General features: G+C 45.3%; 22 protein-coding genes and 2 tRNA genes. 16 read left to right on the top strand and 8 right to left on the bottom strand.

Features of this window, described 5'->3' with window-relative positions; translation table 11 throughout:
- Window positions 1-33 precede the first annotated feature (33 nt).
- Complete coding sequence (locus tag VB118_06910) at window positions 34-480, bottom strand: Rrf2 family transcriptional regulator (GenBank protein ID MEA4832328.1); 447 nt, start codon at window positions 478-480, stop codon at window positions 34-36.
- A 270-nt stretch (window positions 481-750) separates the two neighbouring features.
- Between VB118_06910 and VB118_06905 the strand changes: the two genes are divergently transcribed.
- Window positions 751-1608, top strand: coding sequence for a DUF4405 domain-containing protein (locus VB118_06905; GenBank protein ID MEA4832327.1), 858 nt, complete (start codon window positions 751-753; stop codon window positions 1606-1608).
- A gap of 225 nt (window positions 1609-1833) precedes the next feature.
- On the top strand, window positions 1834-2319 hold the full coding sequence (gene ybaK / locus VB118_06900; protein ID MEA4832326.1) for a Cys-tRNA(Pro) deacylase: 486 nt from the start codon (window positions 1834-1836) through the stop codon (window positions 2317-2319).
- Between the two features lie 2 nt (window positions 2320-2321).
- Here ybaK and VB118_06895 read toward each other — a convergent pair whose 3' ends face one another.
- Window positions 2322-2996: a hemolysin III family protein gene (locus VB118_06895; GenBank protein ID MEA4832325.1), complete on the bottom strand. Its 675-nt coding sequence runs from the start codon at window positions 2994-2996 to the stop codon at window positions 2322-2324.
- A 254-nt stretch (window positions 2997-3250) separates the two neighbouring features.
- Here VB118_06895 and VB118_06890 point away from each other — a divergent pair.
- Window positions 3251-3334 (top strand) — tRNA-Leu (locus VB118_06890).
- Window positions 3335-3374: 40 nt separating this feature from the next.
- Window positions 3375-3451 (top strand) — tRNA-Val (locus tag VB118_06885).
- A gap of 178 nt (window positions 3452-3629) precedes the next feature.
- On the opposite strand, the gene VB118_06880 is transcribed toward VB118_06885, so the two are convergent.
- The 3 genes from VB118_06880 to VB118_06870 all read right to left on the bottom strand — a co-directional run bounded on the left by VB118_06880 (window position 3630) and on the right by VB118_06870 (window position 6214).
- Window positions 3630-4898 (bottom strand): serpin family protein, encoded by a 1269-nt coding sequence (locus VB118_06880; GenBank protein MEA4832324.1) that lies wholly within the window; start codon window positions 4896-4898, stop codon window positions 3630-3632.
- Between the two features lie 189 nt (window positions 4899-5087).
- Window positions 5088-5660, bottom strand: coding sequence for a hypothetical protein (locus tag VB118_06875; GenBank protein ID MEA4832323.1), 573 nt, complete (start codon window positions 5658-5660; stop codon window positions 5088-5090).
- On the bottom strand, window positions 5657-6214 hold the full coding sequence (locus tag VB118_06870) for an RNA polymerase sigma factor (GenBank protein MEA4832322.1): 558 nt from the start codon (window positions 6212-6214) through the stop codon (window positions 5657-5659). The genes VB118_06875 and VB118_06870 overlap by 4 nt, the downstream gene beginning before the upstream one ends.
- A gap of 542 nt (window positions 6215-6756) precedes the next feature.
- Between VB118_06870 and pheS the strand changes: the two genes are divergently transcribed.
- The 7 genes from pheS (at window position 6757) to ppdK (ending at window position 16171) form a co-directional block, all read left to right on the top strand.
- Window positions 6757-7785, top strand: a complete 1029-nt coding sequence (gene pheS, locus VB118_06865; protein MEA4832321.1) for a phenylalanine--tRNA ligase subunit alpha — start codon at window positions 6757-6759, stop codon at window positions 7783-7785.
- Window positions 7786-7814: 29 nt separating this feature from the next.
- A complete protein-coding gene (gene pheT, locus VB118_06860) occupies window positions 7815-10223 on the top strand; it encodes a phenylalanine--tRNA ligase subunit beta (GenBank protein MEA4832320.1) in 2409 nt (802 codons plus the stop codon).
- 117 nt (window positions 10224-10340) lie between these two features.
- A complete protein-coding gene (pyrE, locus tag VB118_06855) occupies window positions 10341-10877 on the top strand; it encodes an orotate phosphoribosyltransferase (protein ID MEA4832319.1) in 537 nt (178 codons plus the stop codon).
- On the top strand, window positions 10874-11314 hold the full coding sequence (locus tag VB118_06850; GenBank protein ID MEA4832318.1) for a GNAT family N-acetyltransferase: 441 nt from the start codon (window positions 10874-10876) through the stop codon (window positions 11312-11314). Before pyrE ends, VB118_06850 begins: the two co-directional genes overlap by 4 nt.
- 218 nt (window positions 11315-11532) lie before the next feature.
- Window positions 11533-12291 (top strand): polyphosphate polymerase domain-containing protein, encoded by a 759-nt coding sequence (locus tag VB118_06845; protein MEA4832317.1) that lies wholly within the window; start codon window positions 11533-11535, stop codon window positions 12289-12291.
- On the top strand, window positions 12284-12979 hold the full coding sequence (locus VB118_06840) for a DUF4956 domain-containing protein (GenBank protein ID MEA4832316.1): 696 nt from the start codon (window positions 12284-12286) through the stop codon (window positions 12977-12979). Before VB118_06845 ends, VB118_06840 begins: the two co-directional genes overlap by 8 nt.
- Before the next feature lie 561 nt (window positions 12980-13540).
- Entirely contained in the window at window positions 13541-16171 is a 2631-nt protein-coding gene (gene ppdK, locus VB118_06835; GenBank protein ID MEA4832315.1) for a pyruvate, phosphate dikinase, read from the top strand.
- Window positions 16172-16368: 197 nt separating this feature from the next.
- On the opposite strand, the gene VB118_06830 is transcribed toward ppdK, so the two are convergent.
- The 3 genes from VB118_06830 to VB118_06820 all read right to left on the bottom strand — a co-directional run bounded on the left by VB118_06830 (window position 16369) and on the right by VB118_06820 (window position 18607).
- A complete protein-coding gene (locus tag VB118_06830; protein MEA4832314.1) occupies window positions 16369-16998 on the bottom strand; it encodes a CatB-related O-acetyltransferase in 630 nt (209 codons plus the stop codon).
- Between the two features lie 124 nt (window positions 16999-17122).
- Window positions 17123-17764, bottom strand: a complete 642-nt coding sequence (locus VB118_06825) for a CatB-related O-acetyltransferase (protein ID MEA4832313.1) — start codon at window positions 17762-17764, stop codon at window positions 17123-17125.
- Between the two features lie 147 nt (window positions 17765-17911).
- Complete coding sequence (locus tag VB118_06820) at window positions 17912-18607, bottom strand: alpha/beta hydrolase (GenBank protein MEA4832312.1); 696 nt, start codon at window positions 18605-18607, stop codon at window positions 17912-17914.
- Window positions 18608-18828: 221 nt separating this feature from the next.
- Between VB118_06820 and VB118_06815 the strand changes: the two genes are divergently transcribed.
- The 5 genes from VB118_06815 (at window position 18829) to VB118_06795 (ending at window position 22836) form a co-directional block, all read left to right on the top strand.
- The gene (locus tag VB118_06815; GenBank protein MEA4832311.1) at window positions 18829-19092 is read left to right on the top strand and encodes a hypothetical protein; all 264 of its coding nucleotides are present in this window, start codon (window positions 18829-18831) and stop codon (window positions 19090-19092) included.
- Window positions 19089-19724 carry a hypothetical protein gene (locus VB118_06810; protein MEA4832310.1) on the top strand — a complete coding sequence of 212 codons (636 nt, stop codon included), beginning with the start codon at window positions 19089-19091 and terminating at the stop codon, window positions 19722-19724. Before VB118_06815 ends, VB118_06810 begins: the two co-directional genes overlap by 4 nt.
- A 68-nt stretch (window positions 19725-19792) precedes the next feature.
- Window positions 19793-20743, top strand: a complete 951-nt coding sequence (locus VB118_06805; GenBank protein MEA4832309.1) for a hypothetical protein — start codon at window positions 19793-19795, stop codon at window positions 20741-20743.
- Between the two features lie 408 nt (window positions 20744-21151).
- Window positions 21152-21562, top strand: a complete 411-nt coding sequence (locus VB118_06800; protein MEA4832308.1) for a hypothetical protein — start codon at window positions 21152-21154, stop codon at window positions 21560-21562.
- A gap of 170 nt (window positions 21563-21732) precedes the next feature.
- Window positions 21733-22836 (top strand): hypothetical protein, encoded by a 1104-nt coding sequence (locus tag VB118_06795; protein MEA4832307.1) that lies wholly within the window; start codon window positions 21733-21735, stop codon window positions 22834-22836.
- Window positions 22837-22865: the final 29 nt, after the last annotated feature.

Here is a 22865-nt window from a genome sequence, read left to right as displayed (position 1 = left end):
ATACCCTTTCGTCAATTAATTATACTGCAAAATCTATGTTCTGTCAGTATGTTTTTTAATATTTTGAGAAAATAATTCCGATTTTTGCTTTTTTGCAAGAGTTTTTTCCATATCGTATACCGTAATATGCCCAAGCACTCCGGCACATGCCTTGTTGAGTTCCGCGCTTAACGTTTCAAGCACATCTTCCATTCCCGATGAAACATTTTCCGACGCTGATATCCCGCCGAACGGTTCGCCGCAGACAGAGCGGCAAACATCGCAAAGAGTTATTTTTTTTATATTGCAGGTAAGATATATCCCTCCGCCCCTGCCCTCCTTCGCGCCGATATATCCCGCTGACTTCAGCATTGAACAGAGCTTTCTTATCCTCGCGGGATTCATATATGTGCTCTCGGAAAGCTGTACACTGGTTCTCGGTTCTTTTATATACCCAAGCAACAGAAGTATATACAGCGCCGCCGCAAAATCACCGTTCATTTTTCAACTTATTTCCTCCTTGTCAAGCTTATACTGTAATTATATACGTTACAGTTGACTCAAACAATTAACAAACTGTAAATAATGAAGTTTTATAAGCATTATTCACAATTACTTACGCATTTAGTTCTTTTATCATCAGAAAGACAACACAAAGATCTTATATTATTATTTCAGAACCAATAATCAGATACACATCTTTAAAAGCAAAAATCATTCCATTGAATAGCAGAAAAAACCATATTGTTTATAGGTAAGGAGATATTAATTATGAAAAAACGCACGTATGAAAAACTCATTCTCGACGCAGTGATGACCGTTTTATATATAATACTTATGTTCGATTTCGGGACGGGAGCACTTTTTCACGAAGTTGCCGGCATAAGCATCGGGATATTGTTCGCGTTGCATATTGCGCTTAATTATCAGAGAATTAAATCGATGCTGCTGTCCGCGCTCAAAGGGAAAAAAGCCGGATTAAAGCAGACGGTGCTGTTATGGTCGGATATTATCCTGACCACCGGAATGCTGACGACCATCTTCACGGGAATTCTAATAGCGAAGGAATTATTCTTAATCCCGGGGATTAATATACTCATTGTTTTCACCGTACATAAGCTCGCGTCTTATATCGGCCTTGGTATTCTCACGTTCCACCTTTTACTTCATATAAAATATATCGCGGCCATTCTCGGAGCTAAATCAATGCGTTCGGATGAAGCAAAAAAGAGCTTGCGCGGAGCTGCTGGTTCGTTTTTCAAAGCGGCTGCCGCCGCGGTATGCATATACGGCGTTGTTTTTATCTCGGTTCGAGGCAAAGAAGCCGATGTTTATCCTGTATCGGCTGTATCAGGTGAAACGGATGTAAATCAACCGGATGAATCCGCGACCGGCGGATTACAGCCGGTTATAACAGAAGACAATGGAAACATAACGGAAAGCGGCAGCTCTTTTGTCACAGGCGCATCCGGACAAAACGATGTCCCGACTATTGAAGCTTATCTCAGCAAGCTGTTTTGCACGGGCTGCAGTCGCAGATGCCCTCTGACAAGCCCCCGGTGCTCTACGGGAATGCAAAAAGCAGAGGAAGCAAAACAGGAATATTACAGCCTGTACGGAGGAGAATAATACGCTTAAGGGCCCTTTTGGAAAAGGGCCCTTAAGAATCCTCTAAACTCATTTTCAGAAATTCAACGATGAACTTTTGGGTGGTTCGGGGCTTTTCGCGAAAAGCACCCGACGTAAGCAGGCTTTGCATTTCAATAAAATATGTGTATAATAAAAGGGAACCGCTTGGTTCCCCTTTTCGTCAATAATATATCGTTTTGAAAGCAGAAAGGCATTTTAAAATTCATGGAAGAAAAGACAAATGTAATGCGAATTCTTGACCGCATGAAAATACCGTATAAAAGCTATTCGTTTCCGCCGGAGCTAGCCGTGAACGCCGTTGCCGTTGCCGGAATCATCGGAAAGCCGCCCGAAAGCGTCTTTAAAACGCTCGTAACGGAGGGAAAATCAAAGCCGCAGAGATATTTTGTATTCATGATCCCTTCCGGCGCGGAGCTTGACTTGAAAAAAGCAGCCGCGTCGGTCGGTGAAAAATCGGTAGAAATGATCAAAATGAAAGATCTTTTGCCTGTGACCGGATATATTCACGGAGGATGCTCACCGATCGGGATGAAAAAAGAATTTGTCACCGTCATCGATTCTTCGGTGTCCGGTTTTGAAACAATAGCATTCAGCGCGGGAAAGGTCGGGTATCAGGTCGAAATGACGCCGGAAAATCTGTTCCGTGCCGTCCGCCTCGCCTCCGCCGACATAACCGCAAATATTGGATAGGATCAGAGTATATAAAGCGCGATCGAAAAGAAATGAAGAATGCTGCCGGCAAGCACGAAAAGATGAAATATGCTGTGCATATATCTTTTCTTCTTACCGAAACTGTAGAACACCGCGCCGGCGGTATATGAGATACCTCCCGCAACGAGAAGCCAAACGGCTCCCGGCTCTACGGATGCCGCGAACGGACGCAGCGCCGCGGAAATGCACCAGCCCATTCCGATATATGTGATCATTGAAAAGACACGGTATTTTTTAAGATCAATAGCATTCAGCGTTATCCCCAGCGCCGCGCATGCCCATACGATTCCGAATATTATCCATGCCGCGGTGGGAGATACTTTGGCAACGGCGAGCAGCGTTATAGGCGTGTAGGTTCCGGCTATCAGTAAAAATATAGCGCAGTGGTCGATGACCTGCATGACCTTTTTTGCGGTTGTACAGCCCTTAAGACCGTGATATATACCTGAGATCGTGTAAAGCGTCACAAGCGAAATTCCGAAAACCGCGCCGCACAGCACTCCGGCTGTATTTGACTTGAGCGCTGGCAGAAGCACGCATAGCACAAGCGCGATCACGGCAAAGCCGCCGCCCACAATGTGTGAAACCATATTGAATATTTCTTCGCCCCTCGTATAAGGAGGGAGCTCTCTGTCGCATAATTTTGTTCTTGCCATTTGTTAATTTACCGTTTCTGTTTTGATTTAATCAGTATGATTCGATTATAACATATAACGGTAAATATGTCAATATGAAATAGTATTAATAAACGTATCACCTAATTCATATATTGATATTCTGCTGTTTTAAATTGCAGGTTCAACAATACTAATAAAACTTTAATAAATCTTTATATGCAGCCCTTGACACAGAACGATAAAAATGTTATAATACAGCCCGCACGGTAATTTTACCGGAGCGTAAGCCGTATGCGGGTGTGGCGGAATTGGCAGACGCGCCGGACTTAGGATCCGGTGTTTTATACATGCAGGTTCAAGTCCTGTCACCCGTACCATAATTACAAATGGATTTTCAGAAGAAAATTTAATATTTTTGGAGGCATAGCTCAGTTGGTTAGAGCGCTTGCTTGACATGCAAGAGGTCACAGATTCGAGTTCTGTTGTCTCCACCAAATAAAAAAAGTCGCTTGCTAGAGCGACATTTTTTATTGCTTGTGAGATTATTATTAATTTCGTAATTAACAAGCAATCGTACTTTTTAGCAAGCCGCACCGGAACAGGTTAAATTATAACCTGTTCCGGCAATTTTTTATTTTTTCAGAGCAAAACCGCTTTGAGCCTGCCGCAAACTTAATCTGCTATATCAAGCACGGCGCCGATAAAGAGCGGAAGGCCTGTCGTGTTGTCCACAATGGCGTAAACAAAGGATCGGTCAAGAGAGATTTCATGTCCCATAGGCGCACATTCAACTGACATTTCGACCTTTGTTACCGCTCCGGCCTTTGTGCCGAGCTCGTCGACTGAAATGAAAGTCTTATGAAGCACATTACCGATGAAAATATTTCCCGCCTGAGAGCTTCCGAGCTTTGAAAAATCGGCTTTGCCGCCGTCAAAGGCGTCCTTTATTCCGAGAGCTTTGAGAGCTTCGTTCATTTCGACCGTATAATCAAAGCTGAATTTCGGCATATGGGCGAGGACGTTTTCGTCTTTGGCGTTTTTAACCGCAGAGAGGAAATCGGTACCGGAAAGCGAGGAAATATAATCGCTTATATTTATGCCCTCATTTGGCAGAAGCGCGACGAAGCTGTATTTTCCGTCCTTATAATTCTTGATAAAGCCGGTCGCGGAGCTTGTCTCGATATATTTGCTTTCTTCGGAGTACATCATCTTAACGGAACGCTTTGTGCCGTCGAAAGCGGTGAAGGAACCATCCGAGATATCCTCCTTCGTATAAACCTTATCCCATTCAGCTTCAAAGGCGAGCGCATTGATCAGATACATGACCGAGTCCGCGTTTATGGAATCAATTATACTGTCGATCATTTCCGCGGTATTGCGTTTTACCCACGCGTTTATATCATCGACAGTCTGATTATTGAAAGGCGATTTATATGCGGACGCGCCGTAATAATCGGCGTTTGTCTGTAAAAAGTCCTTTTCGACATTAATCATGCTTTGGTTGTCGCGGAACCATATGGAATTTGCTATATTGAGACGGTATTTTTCTTCGGAGGGAAGCGAATTTACATATGAATAAAGGTATTTGTTCAGGTCTCCGAGCGAAACGCCGCTGAGCGTGGCTTCCATCTCGGCTTTAGTCTGAGCGGAAGCGCCGTTCGCGGTCATTGCGAGCGCAAGCATGACCGAAAGCGGAGATATCATTGAGCTTTTATCGGCCGCCGCCGTTTGCTTAAACAGCTTGATGGCAAAATCTGCCGAGGAGGAGATAAATGCGTCGTCGGCGGGCTTTCCTGTAACGCTGTCCGGTACGATCCCTTCCATGAGGTCGGCTGCTTTGGCGCTTACCGCACACCCGGAAAAACCGAGCGTTGCGGAAAAGAGCAAGATCGCGCACATTGCCGAGGTGAGGATCCTTTTGCGATTTGTGATTGCTGTCATTTTAATACCTTACCTTTCTTTATTTATTAACCCGGCAAAAATAATTGCCGCTTGGAGAGAAAATGTTTTGGTATATGGATTTTTCTCTTATAAAGCAAAAATTATCTTATTGCCGTTTTAATAAGGATGGCTTTGAATTTTTTAGGAAATGGATCTGCTTGCTTGTCAGTTCTCTGATATAATCACTATTTACTTGGTATCCATTCCGTTTAGCAACGCCTCAAGCTCTAAAGCGTCGTTATCGCTTATTTTCTGTAATCCGGCGCCGTCAATGCTGAGGTATTCCGAACGCAAAAGCTCATATATTACGTATGTGCGCCAGACGCCTTTGCTGCTGTTTGCCGTGATACTCGTGCGGACGACAGGAGCGGCTTCTATCATGCATTCTTCCGGGGAAACGGAGAGCTCTTCCAGGAATGCCATGAGCTTTTCAATTTCGACGGGATCGTCAATGAGCCGCGCGCTTTCCTGTGAGTCAACACCGGACGAAACCACAACAGACACGATTTTCGGAGCTTTATCAACTCCCGTAAATTCGCTTATTTCGGGTATTATGAGGATCTGGGGATCGTCGCCTTCCTTGTTTTTAAGCATAGCCGAAAGCCATACGGACGCGGCGATAAAAACCGCGGCGAAGCAGGCGGCGGCAGGCACATACACGAAAAGCGCGCGTTTTGCGGCTTTGATTTTCTTTTCATGCTTTTCTGTTTCTATGCGGCGGCGCATGATCTCCGCTTTGAATTCTTCTTTTGATTTTCTCATAGCAGAAGCTCACCCTCCTTTCCCATAACGGAACGGAGCGCATTTTTGGCGCGATACAGCAGATTGTCAACTTGTTTCCTGTTCTTTTTCATGACCGCGGCGGTCTGATCGTATGACATACCTTCGAAATACACGAGATACACCGCCGTTTTCATTTCACAAGGCAGCGTTTCAAGCGCTTTGTTCACGATCCTTTTGCGTTCCTCCGCAATAACGGACTCCTCAAGCGAGGCATATTCCCGCTCGTATTCCGAGGTATCTGCATCGTCAAGCGGGACTGTCTTTATTCTGCGGATATGCTTCAGATAATCGAGCGCCCGGTTGCGGCCTATCGTGAAAAGATATGTTTTAAGCGAGGATGTGAAATTGTATCGGTTTTTATGTACTATCAGTTCTACGAACGAGTCGATCGCAAGATCCTCCGCGACCGTAATGTTACGTACATAACGGTTGATGAAAAAGGTCAGATTGTCTCGGTATAAATCAAGTATTTCGTCAAACGCGCTTTCGTCGCCGTCAAGGAAACGGCGGTAGCTACTTGCGCCGTTGTCCATGTTTTATTCCTCCGTGCGCGCCGGGTCGGGGAAGGCGTTCCCGGGACTCTCACACATAAAAGCCCGCAGCTTAAAACTTCCGCTTCCCTTTATCTATTATACGACCGCGGGCAAAAATATCCTTATTAAGATTATAATAAAAATTATATAAATACGCAATCGGAAAACAATAGTTATTTTCATAGAAGTTTCAGTCAGGACAGGAAAAAACGTCGGATTGTCATTTTTTCGGTTTACACCTATTGACATTTTAAACAAAATGAAGTATACTGACATAAACGTGTTGAAAAAGATTGCCGCCGGCATATATGTCATCCGCAGAGAGGCTTTATCCGCTGAAAAAAGCCGTTGACGCGTCGGTCGTGCGTTTCGCTTTGGAGCGGGCGGGCTGTAAGGCTCGCACGGGGTCACCGTTACATGACAAAAGGGTTTTTGCCCTTTGACACAAGCTATAAATCAGGGTGGTACCGCGGTTTTTCCGCCCCTGCGCAATTTTGCGCGGGGGCGTTTATTTATGTATATATGAAAGGAAATACAATCCCATGAAAACAATGCTTGCAAACATAAGGGATTCGCTCGTTAAAGAGCTTGAAGGCACCGATGTCAATACGCCGGAAAAGCTCGAAGCGCTGAGAATCAAATATCTCGGAAAAAAAGGTGAGCTTACCGCGATTCTTCGCTCTATGGGTTCGCTTTCAGCTGAGGAGCGTCCGGTCATCGGACAGCTCGCGAATAAAATCCGTACCGAGATAGAGGAAAAAATCGAAGAAAAAAGCGCTCTTATGAAGTCTTGCGCCCGCCGTGCTAAGCTCGAATCCGAACGGATCGACATAACCGCGCCGGAAACGGAGATCCCATTCGGCGGACGTCATCCTGTCTCCGTCGTGCAGGAAAAGATCGAGGAAATTTTCGTCGGAATGGGCTTCGAAATTGCCGAAGGCCCTGAGATCGAACGCGAATATTACAATTTCACCGCGCTCAATACGCCGGACAACCATCCGGCGCGTGATATGACCGATACGTTTTATGTCACACCGGATATCCTTCTGCGCACGCAGACCTCTCCCGTACAGATTCGCACCATGGAAAAAAAGCGTCCTCCGATACGCATAATCTCTCCCGGACGCGTATACCGCTCCGACGCGGTCGACGCCACGCATTCTCCCATGTTCCATCAGGTCGAGGGGCTTGTGGTCGACAGGGGAATCACAATGGGCGACCTTAAGGGCACGCTCGATCTCTTCGCGAAGAAAATGTTCGGACCGGAGACGAAAACGCGCCTGCGCCCGCACCACTTTCCGTTTACAGAGCCGAGCGCGGAGGTCGACGTCTCCTGCTTCGTATGCGGCGGCGCCGGCTGCAGACTGTGTAAAAATGAAGGCTGGATAGAAATACTCGGCGCCGGAATGGTTCACCCTAATGTTTTGCGCCGGTGTGATATAGATCCTGAGATCTATACCGGCTTCGCTTTTGGAATGGGCATCGAGCGAATTGTCATGCGAAAATTCGCCGTTTCAGATATGCGTCTTCTCTATGAAAACGATCTGCGTTTTCTTGCGCAGTTCAACTGAACTGATGAGAAAGGAGAAAAGAAAATAATATGAAATTATCAATGAACTGGCTTTCGGATTATACGGATTATTCAAAGGCCGGAAATATAAAGGCATATTGCGATGCCATGACGATGAGCGGAAGCAAGGTAGAAGGCTATGAAATAAAGGGCGACGAGATTGAAAACGTGGCGGTGTGCAGGATTCTGTCTGTTGAAAAGCATCCGGATGCCGACAGGCTTTCGATCTGCTCGGTCGACGCCGGGCTTGACCGTCCGCTTCAGATAGTTACGGCCGCGACCAACATGAAAAAGGACGATCTCACTGTCGTCGCAAAGGATAAATCCACGCTTGCGGACGGAACAAAGATCAAGGCAGGAAAGCTTCGCGGCGTCCTTTCGGAAGGTATGTTCTGCTCATATGAAGAGCTGGGGCTGACGCTGCACGACGTTCCTTACGCCGACGAGCATGGAATTTTAATCCTCAGGGAGGATTGCCGTCCGGGAGACGATATCCGCGACGTGCTTAAAATGCGCGACACAGTCGTCGAATTTGAGATCACTCCGAACCGTCCGGACTGCCTTTCCGTTATCGGGCTTGCCAGAGAGACCGCCGCGACCTTTTCCGTTCCGCTTCACCTTCCGGATATCAGCGTAAAAGGCGGCGCGGGTGCCATATCAGAGCTTGTTTCCGTCGAAGTCAAGGACAGCGCGCTCTGTCCCAGATATACGGCAAGAGCGGTTAAAAACGTAAAAATCGCACCATCACCGCTGTGGCTGCGCGCGCGTCTGCGCATGATGGGCGTCCGTCCTATAAACAATATAGTGGATATCACGAATTACGTTATGCTTGAATACGGACAGCCGATGCACGCGTTTGATCTCCGCACACTTGAAGACAACAGGATTATCGTGCGCCGCGCAGAGGAAGGCGAGTCAATAACGACTCTTGACGGAGCTGAGCACAAGCTCGATAAGTCGATGCTGATGATATGCGACGGCAAAAAGCCGGTTGGAGTTGCCGGGATAATGGGCGGTCAGAACAGCGAGATATCCGGCGACACAAAAACCGTCGTTTTCGAAAGCGCCCTGTTCGACGGCACATCCATAAGGCTCACCGCGCGCAAGCTCGGCATCCGCACCGAAAGCTCCTCTCGCTTTGAAAAGGGACTTGACGAAAAGACGCCGCTTGACGCGCTTGAACGCGCTTGCTCGCTTGTTGAGCTTTTAGGCGCCGGAGATGTGACCGACGATTATATTGACGTTTATCCGTCCGAAGGACATGATGTGCGCAGGATAAAATTCGAGCCGGAACGTATAAACCGCTTTATCGGCATCGACGTTTCCGCCGCGGATATGCGCCGGATTCTCGAAAAGCTTGAATTTAAATTCGACGGCGGCATGATCATCCCGCCTTCATACCGCTCAGACGTGCTCGAATTTGCCGACATCGCGGAAGAGATCGCGCGCATGTACGGCTATGACAAAATAGAGGCCACCGCCTTCAAAGGCTCCGCGTGCGTCGGAGGATATTCCGAAAAACAGAAATTTGTCCGCAGGCTTCATTCACTCTGTGTTTCGATGGGGCTTTTCGAAGTCCAGACCTATTCGTTCATCAGTCCGAAGCAATATGATCTTCTCACTCTTCCGGAGAATGATCCGCGAAGAAACAGCGTTAAAATTATAAATCCGCTCGGAGAGGACACGAGCGTCATGCGCACAACCGCCGTGGGCTCCATGCTCGAGGTTATGGCACATAACCAAAGCTACCGCAACGCGTCCGCCTCGCTCTATGAAGCCGCGAGAATTTATATACCCGGAGCTTCCGCAGATATTCAGCCCGAAGAAAAGCTGCAGCTTGTCATCGGCTTCTACGGTTCCGGCGATTTTTACAAGCTGAAGGGCTATTGCGCTTCACTCGCTTTAAAAACGGTCGAGACCGGAGAGCATACAGCTGAAAATTCATTCTCGTTTGTCAGAGCAAATGACGCGTTCTTCCATCCCGGGCGCTGCGCCGCCGTTGTCAAAAACGGCAAGACGCTTATGACGCTGGGTGAAGTTCATCCCGATGTGCGCGATAATTTCGGCATAGACAAGCCGTGCTATATCGCCTTTATCGATGCCGAAGCGCTTTATTCCGAAAAATACGATAAAATCGAATACAAGCCGCTGCCTAAATTCCCGTCTGTCGAACGCGATCTTGCTTTTGTCGTCGATGTTTCTATTGAAATCGGACAGATCGAGCGCGTGATAATCGACGCGGCCGGAGCAAAGCTTGAAAATGTGAAACTGTTCGATGTTTATTCCGGAAAACAGCTCGGCGAGGGCAAGAAGAGCGTCGCATTCTCGCTTTCGCTCCGCGACTCCGCAAAAACGATGACCGACGAGGATGCCGACAAAATTACCGCCCGCGTGATCCGCGCGGCAGAAGAAAAGCTGTCGGCTGAAATAAGAAAATAAATATGAGGGAAACGCAGGGGGACTTTTTCGCGAAAAGTTCCCCTGAACCCTAAAAAGCTGATTTGGTGAATAATTTAAATAATTTTATGTGATCTACGCTAAATTGGAGGAATGGGTTTGTTGAAATCGAAACTCGCAAAAAAAATATATGAGACAGCTTATATAACAGGAGAATTTAAACTTCGTTCAGGGCAGATTTCGAATGAGTATTTTGATAAATATAAATTTGAAGCGAATCCTTCTCTGCTTGCCGAAATCACAATAATTATGAAAAACAATCTTCCGGCAGGAACTGAAGTGCTTGCAGGGCTTGAAATGGGCGGCATTCCCATCGCAACGTCGCTGTCGCTTGAAACAGGCATTCCCGCCGCGTTTGTACGCAAAAAAGCGAAGGAATATGGAACATGCAAGCTTGCGGAAGGCACTGATGTTTCGGGAAAGCGCGTATGTATCATTGAGGATGTGGTAACTACCGGAGGCGCCATAATAGACGGTGTGCGTGAACTTCGCAAGCTCGGAGCTGTAATTGATACGGTTATGTGTGTGATTCGGCGTAACGCGAACGCGGCAGACATTCTGGCTGAATACGGATTAAAGCTGATACCGGCGTTCACGATGGAAGAAATAAAGAAAGCAATGAACGAAGAATTATGAACATCCGTCTGATGACTATAAATGATTACGACGCGGTATACTCTGTTTGGACGGGAACGGCCGGAATGGGGATGCGTTCTCTCGACGATTCACGCGATGGTATAATGCGGTTTTTACGGCGCAATCCGACCACTTGCTTCGTTGCCGAAACCGGAGGCGTAATCGCAGGGGTAATACTCTGCGGGCACGACGGCAGACGCGGGTATATATATCATACGGCCGTCAAACCGGAGTGCCGCAAGCAAGGGATCGGGCGGCAGCTTGTCGACAATGTCCTTGCCGCTTTGAAATCTGAAGGTATCAACAAGGTGGCTTTGGTCGCCTTTAAAACCAATGAGGCTGGCAATGCGTTCTGGCAATCAATCGGGTTTACAGCGCGTGATGATTTAATATACCGCAACTTAAGCCTGAATGAACACGTCTACGAGCTTTTTTAACAACTTTATCGCCAAAAAGCCTACGTTGTTTCTTACTCTGCTGCCGGATGCCGGCGGCATTTTTGTGTGCAGGAGTTTTACGGTTTTATCATAGAAAATTGCCTGGCTATTCAAAAAACAATCACCGGCTTTTCCGGTTTTCATAAAAAACAAAGTATATAATATGGAAACAGAAGAGAAAAGACATATACAACTGAAAGCAGAGGGAAACCTGATATATGGATTGTTTCACAAGTATTTTCGAAAGGATAGAGGAGAAATATCTGATGTCCGAATCGCAGTATGACAGCTTTTTTGCCGTTATGCGTCAGTATACCGTTCCGGACAGCTACGGCCGGTCTGTGATTTCCAATATTTATTACGACACCCCGAATGACTCTCTGATAAGAGCGTCTTTGGAAAAACCGGTATATAAAGAAAAGCTCAGGCTCAGATGCTATGAAACGCCGTCCTCCGATCCTGTACAGGCCGCGCGGACGACCGCCTTTGTCGAGATAAAGAAGAAATTTGACGACATGGTTTATAAAAGACGAGTCGCGATGACTTATCCGCAAGCGATAGCATTTTTAAACAAAGGAATTCGTCCGGACACGGATAATACCGTAGATTTTCAGATTTTAAACGAAATAGAATGGCTTATCAAATCTAATCCGGGAATACGCCCGAAAATGTTTATTTCATATGAAAGAAATGCGTATTTTTCTTCGGACGACAAGCGCGTGAGAATCACGTTTGACAAAAATATTCAATGGCGGACCGTTTCGCTCGCGCTTTCCGCAGGCATCTTCGGCGCACAGCTGCTCGGAGAAGGAGAAGTGCTCGCGGAGATAAAGCTTCCGGAGGCAATGCCGCTATGGATGGCTCGCGCTCTTGATATAAATAAAATATACCCCGTTTCCCTCTCAAAATACGGAAGAGCATACCAGCTCTTTCAAATACAGGCCGCAAAAGCCGAAGGAGTGACATTCTGTGCTTGATTTATTTTTTTCATCCGTGCTTGATAACGCGGAGGCGGTCACCTCCAACATAAACTCCAAGACATTTTTATTATGTACGCTTTGCTCTGTTTTGCTTGGAGCCGCGATCGCGTTTTTATTCACGATCAAAAACACATATACCAAAAGCTTTCTCATAACGCTTGCGCTTTTACCCGCAATAGTCCAGTCCGTGATAATGCTCGTCAACGGCAATCTCGGTACGGGAGTAGCCGTAATGGGAGCGTTCAGCCTTGTCAAGTTTCGTTCGGCGCCGGGAAGCGCGAAGGAGATTTGTCTGATCTTTCTTGCGATGGCTGTCGGGCTTGCGACCGGAACGGGATATCTCGGATACGCCGTTGCTTTCACTTTGATCCTCGGCGTTTTGTATGTTATATATACTGTTTCTCCTCTCGGTGAACAGAAGCCCGGTGAAAAAGCTCTCAGGATAACCATTCCGGAGGGGCTGGATTACAGCGGAATATTCGACGATCTTTTCGAAAAATATACCTCCTCGCATGTTCTGGAATCAGTGAAAACCTCCAATATGGGCAGCTTGTTTAAACTGCATTATACGGTGAAGCTTCACAGCGAAAGCGAAGAGAAGCAGTTTTTAGATGCGATAAGATGCCGCAACGGCAATCTTGAAATTTCGTGCGCAAGACCAAAAACGGGAAACGATGAGCTTTGATTCCACGTTACCTGCCATGGCTTTTTCGTGTAATATTTTCTCATATATATCCGGATTTTCTGTCATTATCAGCGAATATTTTCTGTTTATTCGCCTATAATATTCAAAATAAAAAGGTTCTTCATGAAAACTTATGGAATGAACATCTGCAAATATTTTCAAAATCCGCAGTCAAAGCATAGCCTGTGTCCTCTGAACTTATTTTGTCGCACTTACAGTATGTATGCCTTCCCTATTGTTTATTTCCGCTATTCCATGGTTTTCGTGAAGAGGCAATAAAATAGTTTATCAAAAATGTTTGGAATAAATTATTAACGCGGTAATTATCAAAACAGCAATTAAATAATTAAATAATATTGTTTAAAAGAGAAAAGACCATATAACAGAGACTTTTCTCTCACGGCGTGAGGCACAGCGTGTAGGCACAAAAATCAATGATTCTTTGATTTTTGCTTTGATAAACATTGTGTAAATTTTAACACTTTTATTGAAAATCTTTTTCGCTTATGTTATAATATCCGGACAGACAAATATATATAAAAATTCTACGGAGGAATTTAAATGGGTAAAAAGTATATTTACCTCTTTACCGAAGGAAACGGTAAAATGAGAGAGCTTCTTGGCGGAAAAGGAGCAAATCTAGCCGAAATGACAAACCTCGGCATGCCTGTTCCGCAGGGTTTCACAATTACGACTGAAGCTTGTACTCAATATTACGAAGACGGCGAGAAAATCAACGATGAAATTCAAGCCGACATAATGGATTATGTCGCAAAGCTTGAAAAAATAACAGGTAAAATATTCGGCAATCTTGAAAACCCGCTGCTCGTTTCAGTTCGTTCCGGCGCGAGAGCCTCCATGCCCGGAATGATGGACACAATTTTAAATCTCGGTCTCAACGACATAGTCGTGGAGAGCTTCGCGAAAAAGACGAACAATCCCAGATTCGCCTACGACTCTTACCGCAGATTCATACAGATGTATTCGGACGTCGTTATGGAAGTCGGAAAGAAACATTTTGAAAAGCTGATTGACGAAATGAAGGAAAAGAAGGGTGTCAAGCTCGATACTCAGCTTGATGCCGCCGATCTCAAGGAGCTCGCCAACCAGTTCAAGGCAGAATATAAGTTAAAAATCGGAACCGAATTCCCGCAAGATCCCAAGGATCAGCTCATGGGCGCAATCCGCGCCGTTTTCCGTTCCTGGGATAACCCGCGCGCAATCTACTACAGAAGAATGAACGACATCCCCTCCAGCTGGGGCACCGCCGTCAACGTGCAGATGATGGTATTCGGCAATATGGGCGATACCTCCGGAACCGGCGTCGCGTTCACACGCAACCCCGCTACCGGCGAAAAGAAGCTCTTCGGCGAATTCCTTATGAACGCTCAGGGCGAAGACGTCGTCGCCGGCGTGCGCACCCCGCAGACTATCGATCAGCTCGCCGATATATCCAAGGAAGCCTATGACCAGTTTGTTGTCATATGCGATAAGCTCGAAAAACACTATCGCGATATGCAGGACATGGAATTCACAATTGAAAACAAAAAACTCTTTATGCTGCAGACGAGAAACGGCAAACGTACCGCCGCCGCCGCCCTTAAGATCGCATGCGATCTTGTCGATGAAGGCATGATAACAGAAAAAGAAGCCATCTGCATGATCGACCCGAAGCAGCTCGATGCTCTTCTCCATCCGCAGTTTGAACCTAAGGCGCTCAAAGCGGCCACGCCGGTCGCCACCGCGCTCGCCGCCTCTCCCGGAGCCGCCTGCGGACAGATCGTATTTACGGCAGAAGACGCCACAAAATGGGCAAAGGCAGGCAAAAAGGTCGTTCTCGTCCGTCTCGAGACCTCACCCGAGGATATCGAGGGAATGCATTACGCACAGGGCATACTGACCGTCCGCGGCGGTATGACCAGCCACGCCGCCGTTGTCGCAAGAGGAATGGGCACCTGCTGCGTTTCCGGCTGCGGTGAAATTAAAATGGATGAAGATAACAAATGCTTCACGCTTGCGGGAAGAAAATATGTCGAAGGCGATTATATGTCGCTCGACGGCTCCACGGGTAAAATTTACGGCGAAGCCCTTCCTACCACCGCCGCCTCTATTTCCGGCGAATTCGGCAGGATCATGGCATGGGCCGACAAATACAGAACCCTTAAGGTAAGAACCAACGCAGACACCCCTAAGGACGCCAAGCAGGCGCGCGCGTTCGGAGCGGAAGGAATCGGTTTATGCCGTACGGAACACATGTTCTTCGAGCCGGACAGAATCGCCGCATTCCGCGAAATGATCTGCTCTGACACAGTCGAACAGAGAGAAACCGCGCTGGCAAAAATCCTTCCGATGCAGCAGAGCGATTTTGAACAGCTCTATGAAGCCCTCGAAGGATATCCCGTCACGATCCGTTTCCTCGATCCGCCGCTTCACGAATTTGTCCCGACTGAAGCCGATGACATCGCCGAGCTCGCCAAGGCTCAGAACAAGAGCGTCGGAGATATCAACGCCATCATCTCCTCTCTCCATGAGTTTAACCCGATGATGGGCCACCGCGGATGCCGTCTCGCCGTCACATATCCGGAAATCGCCGCTATGCAGACCAGAGCCGTCATACGCGCAGCAATAAACATTCAAAAGAAGCATCCCGACTGGAATATAGTCCCCGAAATCATGATTCCTCTCGTAGGCGAGGTAAAAGAGCTCGCTTATGTAAAGAGCATTGTCACCGCGACAGCCGATAAGGAAATCGCCGCCGCCGGAGCGAAGCTTAAATACAAGGTCGGAACCATGATCGAAATTCCCCGCGCCGCTCTGACTGCCGATGATATCGCCGCCGAAGCAGAATTCTTCTCCTTCGGAACAAACGATCTCACTCAGATGACCTTCGGCTTCTCCCGCGACGACGCCGGGAAATTCCTCGGTTCATATTATGACAGAAAGATTTACGAAAACGACCCGTTCGCTCATCTCGACCAGGTTGGCGTGGGCAAGCTCATAAAGATGGCCGTGGAGCTCGGACGCAAGACGCGTCCCGATATAAAGCTCGGAATCTGCGGCGAACACGGCGGCGACCCGTCCTCCGTCGAATTCTGCCATAAGGTCGGTCTGAACTATGTCTCCTGCTCGCCGTTTAGAGTGCCGATCGCAAGACTTGCCGCCGCACAGGCTGCTATCAAAGCAAGTAAATAAATAAAAAGATCAACAAAAGGCATTGCGGCTATTTAGGCTGCAATGCCTTTAAATTGTTTGTCTGAACTTGAATCAATCAAGTGCTTTCTTTGGGAATAATCGAATTATCGGGACAATTCGGCAGACAACCGCAATTCGACGGACAACCGCAATTCGACGGACAACCGTAATTCGGCGGACAACCGCAAGGGTTGTCCCTACGACAGTCTGTCAACCTCACCGTTCATAATATATGGCAATGATTCTTGTATCTTTTCGAAAGGCCAGTTCCACCACGCAAGCCGCAGCAATTTATCGGCGGTTTCTTCATTGAATCGCTTTTTGATTTCTTTCGCGGGAACGCCGCCTACGACCGTATACGGCGGCACATCCTTCGTTACCACGGCTCTTGTGCCGATAATTGCGCCGTCGCCGATGTGGACGCCGGAGAGGATTACCGCTTCATAACCTATCCAAACGTCATTGCCGATGACGATATCGCCCTTGTTGTCCCACGCGGATGCAATCTGCTTTTTATCCGACCCCCATTCTTCAAAGAAAATCGGAAACGGATATGTGGAGAGGGAATTTTGTGTATGATTGGCGCTGGTGAACAGGAATTTTGCTCCGCATGCGATGGAACAGAATTTTCCGATGATCAGCCTGTCGTTATTGACCGGATAGTGATACAGTACATTGTTTGTTTCAAATTGCGTGGGGTCTGAAACAAAATCATTGTACATGGTATAATCATCGATGATAATATTGGAATTTTTTACTACACTTTTCAGGTATACTGTTGTGCGGTCGTTTGTCCTGGGGTAAATTTTTTTATCTGGAATAGTCATAACAAGCTCCTTAATTTATTTTTTATCGAACTATTCCAGCAGCTGCAATGCAATTCTTCACGGTATCATCTCCTTATAGATTGAATTCATATTAGGTATTAATAAAAGCATTATAGCAAAACGCTTATAATTTATGTTTTAAAGCTTCTTTTACTTTTTCTAAATTGCTGTCTGTCAAAAGCGGAATCAAAGCATTGATTTCCTTTATTTCCTTATCCCACCATTTGAATTTCAACATCAAATCAATCAACTCATCATCAAAGCGTTTCCGGATGAATTTCGCCGGATTTCCGGCAACAATCGTATATGGTTCGACATTACTGCCGACCGTACTGTTCATTCCGATAATTGCCCCGTCACCGATATGGACTCCTGGTAAAACCGTTGCATACTGCCCGATCCATACATCGTTGCCGATAATGGTATCTCCTTTGATCGGCAATTCGGATAGCGACGGAGGCATTTCCTGCTCCCAGCCCTCAAAAATATAAAACGGAAAGGTTGAAACGGCGTTCATTTGATGATTCGCTCCGTTCATGACAAAGTTGACGCCAGATGCGATCTGACAAAACTTACCGATAATCAACTTATCCTTATAAAAATCATAGTAATGTGTCATGTGATGTTCAAAATCCACATCGGAAAAATATGTGAAATCGCCTACGACTATATTCGGGTTTCTAATTGTTGGTTTCACGTAAGTAACTGTTTCAAATCCGGGTACGGGAAATATCTTGTCCGGGTCAGGACGGATTCCGTTTCGCATATTACCACCTCATTTGTATTTGATTATTAACTCGGCAATTAAATTAAATAATTACTGTTCAAAGAGAGAATAGGCTTTGGTAAATGGGCTTTTCTCTCAAATAAAACAAGACTTATTTTAATGCCGTTTTAATAGTAAGCGAATGGGTTAAGTATGATTGTTTGTCCACATTTCCAGAAAAGCCAGTTGTTCCTGCGTATGAAACCAGTGCTCACCGTTTTCCATGACAGATAAATTCGAATGAAAACGCGCGCAAAAATCATCCACAGCGCACCGCTTTGTCAGATTATCATTTCCGGCATATAGGATTTCTGTCGGCGAATCCCATTTCATAATAGGATGCTCTTTAACGTACGTCAGATATTTCCATGACAACGTTTCACCGAAATCAGTTTTGATTTCCTGCTTCTGTTGAAGCAGCTCTTCCGATACGCAAGCCTGCTTCATCATATCGCGAATTAGTCTTTCCATATCTAGGATAGGAGAAACAAATAAGCAATTCTCAAAAGCTTCATCATCGTAAGCTAATATACAAAACCATGCGCCTATGCTGTTTGCCCTCAGCCCGATTTTCTTCCATCTCGGCTTTAAGTACAGCATTATGCTTTGAAGCTCAGGCACGACATGCCACGGATCAAATGTGCCTTTTTCAAAGCCGCGCTCCCCATGCTCCGGCAGGTCAATGCTCAGAACCTGCCAGCCTTTGGGGCTGACAATTTCTGCGAAGTGCTCCGCTTCTTCTTTATTGCCGCATTTACCGTGAACAAACAGATAGATTTTATCTGCCGCTTCGCCCAATAGAATTGCGGGTATATGTTCAATTTGAAAATGAATGTTCTCCATTTGTGATAACTGTGATTCCTTTCGCTGCTTCTTGAGCAGCTTTTTTATCTGCTTTTGACAATTCAACGATGCTCTCTGCCTCATTTTATACAATAATGATGAACAATTTGTTAACATAACGCTTCTTAAAGCAAATATCTGCTCTGCCCGGAATAGAATATTTAATGCGGCTGGCATTATTAATGCCGTTTAATAATAGTGGAAAAGGGGAAAGGGCAGTAATGATAAGAAAAAATAAAAATAACACAAATAAAAAATCTGTGATAATAAAAACAGAAATTTTGATAAAGCTCCTGGCGCTCCTGGCGCTTTTCTGCGCGGCATATACTGTAAAGCTGCTGATAGGCGGAGGCGGAAATTTCGTGCGCGTAAACGCTTTGCCTGCAGTAGCTTCGGAGATACGGGAGGCGATTGCCGGAGCGGAAGAGGTGTTTGTCGGAGCAGGGGAAAACGGAAACGAAGAAGGGCGGAGCGAAGGCGCATGAGCTTGTATATTACGTTGGGGCGGGTACGTATCAGCGTGTTTTTTCTCGCTGCTTTCTTTATATTATACATACTCAATCCGGGCGTTTATATATTGATAATGCTGGCTTCCGCCGCCGCGCATGAAGCCGGACATTTTGTCGCGGCCGCATTCGCCGGACGGAGAATAGGAGCTTTTGAGATAAAACCGTTCGGCGCGCAGATAACGCTTGACGGTCGGCTTTCGGGATATAATTCGGATATCTGGATCGCGGTGTCGGGATCGGTTGCCAATATTTTCGCGGGAGCGACAGCGTATTTATTTTATAAAATGCATCCGTCGGACGATCTGTTTTTCCTCGTGCTGGCTAATGCCGCGCTGGCTTTTGTAAATCTTTTGCCTGTAAACGGCTTTGACGGCGGGGCCGCACTTTATGCCGCTATTGCTTCGAAAACAGATTGCTTCCTCGCGCAGAAAATCTGCGATTATGTTTCGGTCGCTTTTTCCGGAGTCATTCTGTGCGCGGCAGTTTTTGCCTGTGTGCGTTTCGGATTTAATTTATCACTTGTGCTTATCGCCTCGGCGATTGTTTTCGAGGCGGCATACGGCTTTAAATCCCGCGAAAACCGCTTATTTTCAAAAAAGCCCTTGTAAATCGATTCGGAAAGTGATAAAATCTAATGATGTTAATAAAACCTCAAAAATAAAGGAGTTGTTATATTATGGACTTTTTATCCACCGAAAAAGGCTCCCTGCTGGAGGGCTTTTTCCCAGCCGGATGGGATCTGAAAAAGATCGACGAATGCTGCTCTCACGCGGCCGAGGAAATAACCGAACGTCAGTCTTTTTGGAACAAGGATTTTGACTTGATTCCCTGTGAAAACGTATATGATTTCGATATGATTCTCGGACACGAGATCGCTCTTGAAATCAAGAGCTGCCGCGATATTGGCAGAAAGCTTGCTATGATTCTCCCCGTCGGCCCGATGGGAATGTATAAATGGGCGGTATATTTCTTGAAAGCGTGGAATGTTTCCTGCTCTCATGTATACGGCTTCAATATGGACGAATGGAGTGACGCCAACGGCAACACTCTTGAAAGCTCAAATCCCGGCGCGTTCCAATACGCCATGGAGCATGCGTTTTACGGCCCGCTCGGCGAACTTACCGTTCCCGCTTCACAGCGCAATTTTGCCACACGCGACAATCTTCCGACATATCCGAAAAAAATCGCCGCTCTCCGTGCGGAAGGCGCGAAGCTTGTCACCGTTTTCGGTATAGGCAGAATGATGCACATCGCATTCTGGGAGCCGCATTTCGCAGCTGATTTCGCCAACGAGGAAGAATGGAAGAAGCAGTGCTATCGACTCGGCGCAAAGCTCCATCCGTATACAATAGAACAGAACGCCATAACCAGCTTTAAGAGCCGCACGACACTCGTTCCCTGCAGAGCTAACACCATAGGACCGGGTCTCTTCCTGTCCTCCGACAGAGTGATCGGCGGATGCGACGGCGCTCTCGGCAGAGGAATGCAGTGGCAGGGTCTGTCTCTCTGGACGACGCTCCGCCATGGCCCGAGCATGTGGATTCCCTCCTCATTCATGCCGACCCTTCCCGGAAGAATCGTCTTCTTAAAGGAGCTTGCGGGTCCGCTTTGCGCGGAATGCAATTAAAGCTGATATATTAATATTGTTTGACTACGCTTAAGGGCCCTTTTGAAAAAGGGCCCTTAAGAATCCCCTAAAACTCATATAATGTACATGAAAAGAGCTGTATCTTCACGCTGTTTACGTAAGGATGCGGCTCTTTTTTGCACAAATTTTCATATTGCAGAAGGAGTGAGAAGCGTGAAAATAAGTTTATTATTTACATTTGTATATATTAAAAAAATATTATTAATATACTATTGACAATAAATGAGATTAGGAGTATAATATATTACAGCAAGCAGAATTAATTGCAAAAAGAACATTCCGCAAAGCAAATTCATTTTTTGATATTATAATAAAGCAAAACTTTATTGTAATAATATACTGCTTCGAGTGTCTTATAATATCGATTGATTTAAAAAGGAGAAAAATATGAAATTTAAAAAAATTGGGTTTACTGTTATTACAATGATTCTGATAGCAACAGCACTTACGTTTTCTGCTTCTGCGTATGGTATGGGTGGTACCGGTATATATAATGGTGCTCAACAGATTGGTACTGGTTGCTTATGGAACAACGGTCAAAGTACTGATCAAATTGCATACGGCGATATAACCGCAACAAATTCATCGTATTTAGCAATAAGGGTTGGATATACTTATTTCGATGTTGATGCTTGGAAACCAATAGATGTGATGTCAGGAGCAAAAGAAAAATCAAGTGCTACGTATATAATGCAGCAACTTTCAGTAGATAACACAAGAACCCCATTACAAGCTCACGGAATGTTTTGCATCAATGGACATACAGCAACATATGATCCTGATTGGAATAATGGTTAAAAGAAACAAATCATAAGTAAAATATAAATAAAATTATAAGACACTCTCCGCGGTAATAATAAATGCTTACTATATTTGAAACGTAATACATGACCTTTAATGAGTCTTTCGGGGTATTTATGAATATCAGAAAAAATATTTATGCTGATATTATACAACAGGAGTAACCTATGAAGAAGTTATTGATTTTAATATTATGTGTACTATTTTGCCTGCCGCTTTTTTCATGCAATAATACGCAAGATAACCCAAATACAAAAAACACAGATACAAAAATAAATTCAAAATATATATTTGCTGTAAATTCGAATACATTACTCAAATATAATGTTGAAGACGGCTCTAAATCGTATGCCTGTCCTGATCCGCTTTGCACTCATGATAATGATAAATGCGTTTTTTACGGTATTCAAGATGCTATAACCGTAACCGCAGATCGCGTTTATTTTACTAAGTACAAAAGTTTTACAACAAGAAGTATTTGGTATTATGATATAAGTAGTGAGAAAACGGAAAAAATTTATGATGAAGATACGGATATCATGGGAATATATGAGATAGAAGGCAACATATATTTCAATTCAATGTTTTATATAAAGGATAAAGATGACGAAGAAGACATTAAAATCGAATATAGCCTCTTTCGATATAATAAAGACTCAAATACTGTGGATAAGCTTGACGATGGAACTTTAGATGAAAACGTGGCATTCCGATGTATAAATAATGGACGGATCATATGGAAGGGAAACGAAAGCAATAAGTGTTTTTCGACCGATTACAATTTTAAAAATAGGAAAGACGAAAAAGTTGATGATGGTTTGAAAAAAGGGGAATGGGCATGTATATGTAAAACGAGATATGACAACGACACGTTATTATTTGATGCCTCGCGGAAAAATATTAGCACCGGTGAAATAGAAACGTTGATTGAAAATGCGACAGATATAAGAATGCTTGACAAAGGTATATTATATTTGCCGCGTTCGTCAAAACCAATATCACTTGGCTACGACACCGCTACCAATAAAGAAGTCTTTTATTCAAAATCAAATGAATTGCATTTGATTTCGCTGACCGATAAAAGTGATACCGTTCTATGTACCCTGCCAATAGATTGTTATATTGATTGGCTTTTCGGGATTTCTGGTTCAGTGGGCGATTATATAGGCGTGAGATTACGCAAATATAACAATGAAAGCGACGGCATCGAATACTTAGACAACATTCTCATAATAAATATTGTTACTGGGGATTATGTTATTACAAAGTAAATGATATTATCTGTGTCGCAGCCGCCGAT

Source organism: Oscillospiraceae bacterium, from assembly GCA_034925865.1.
In the GTDB taxonomy this organism is placed as follows: Bacteria; Bacillota; Clostridia; order Oscillospirales; family SIG627; genus SIG704.
Note: the sequence above shows the minus strand (reverse complement) of the source record. Positions and strands in the feature narration are given on the sequence as shown.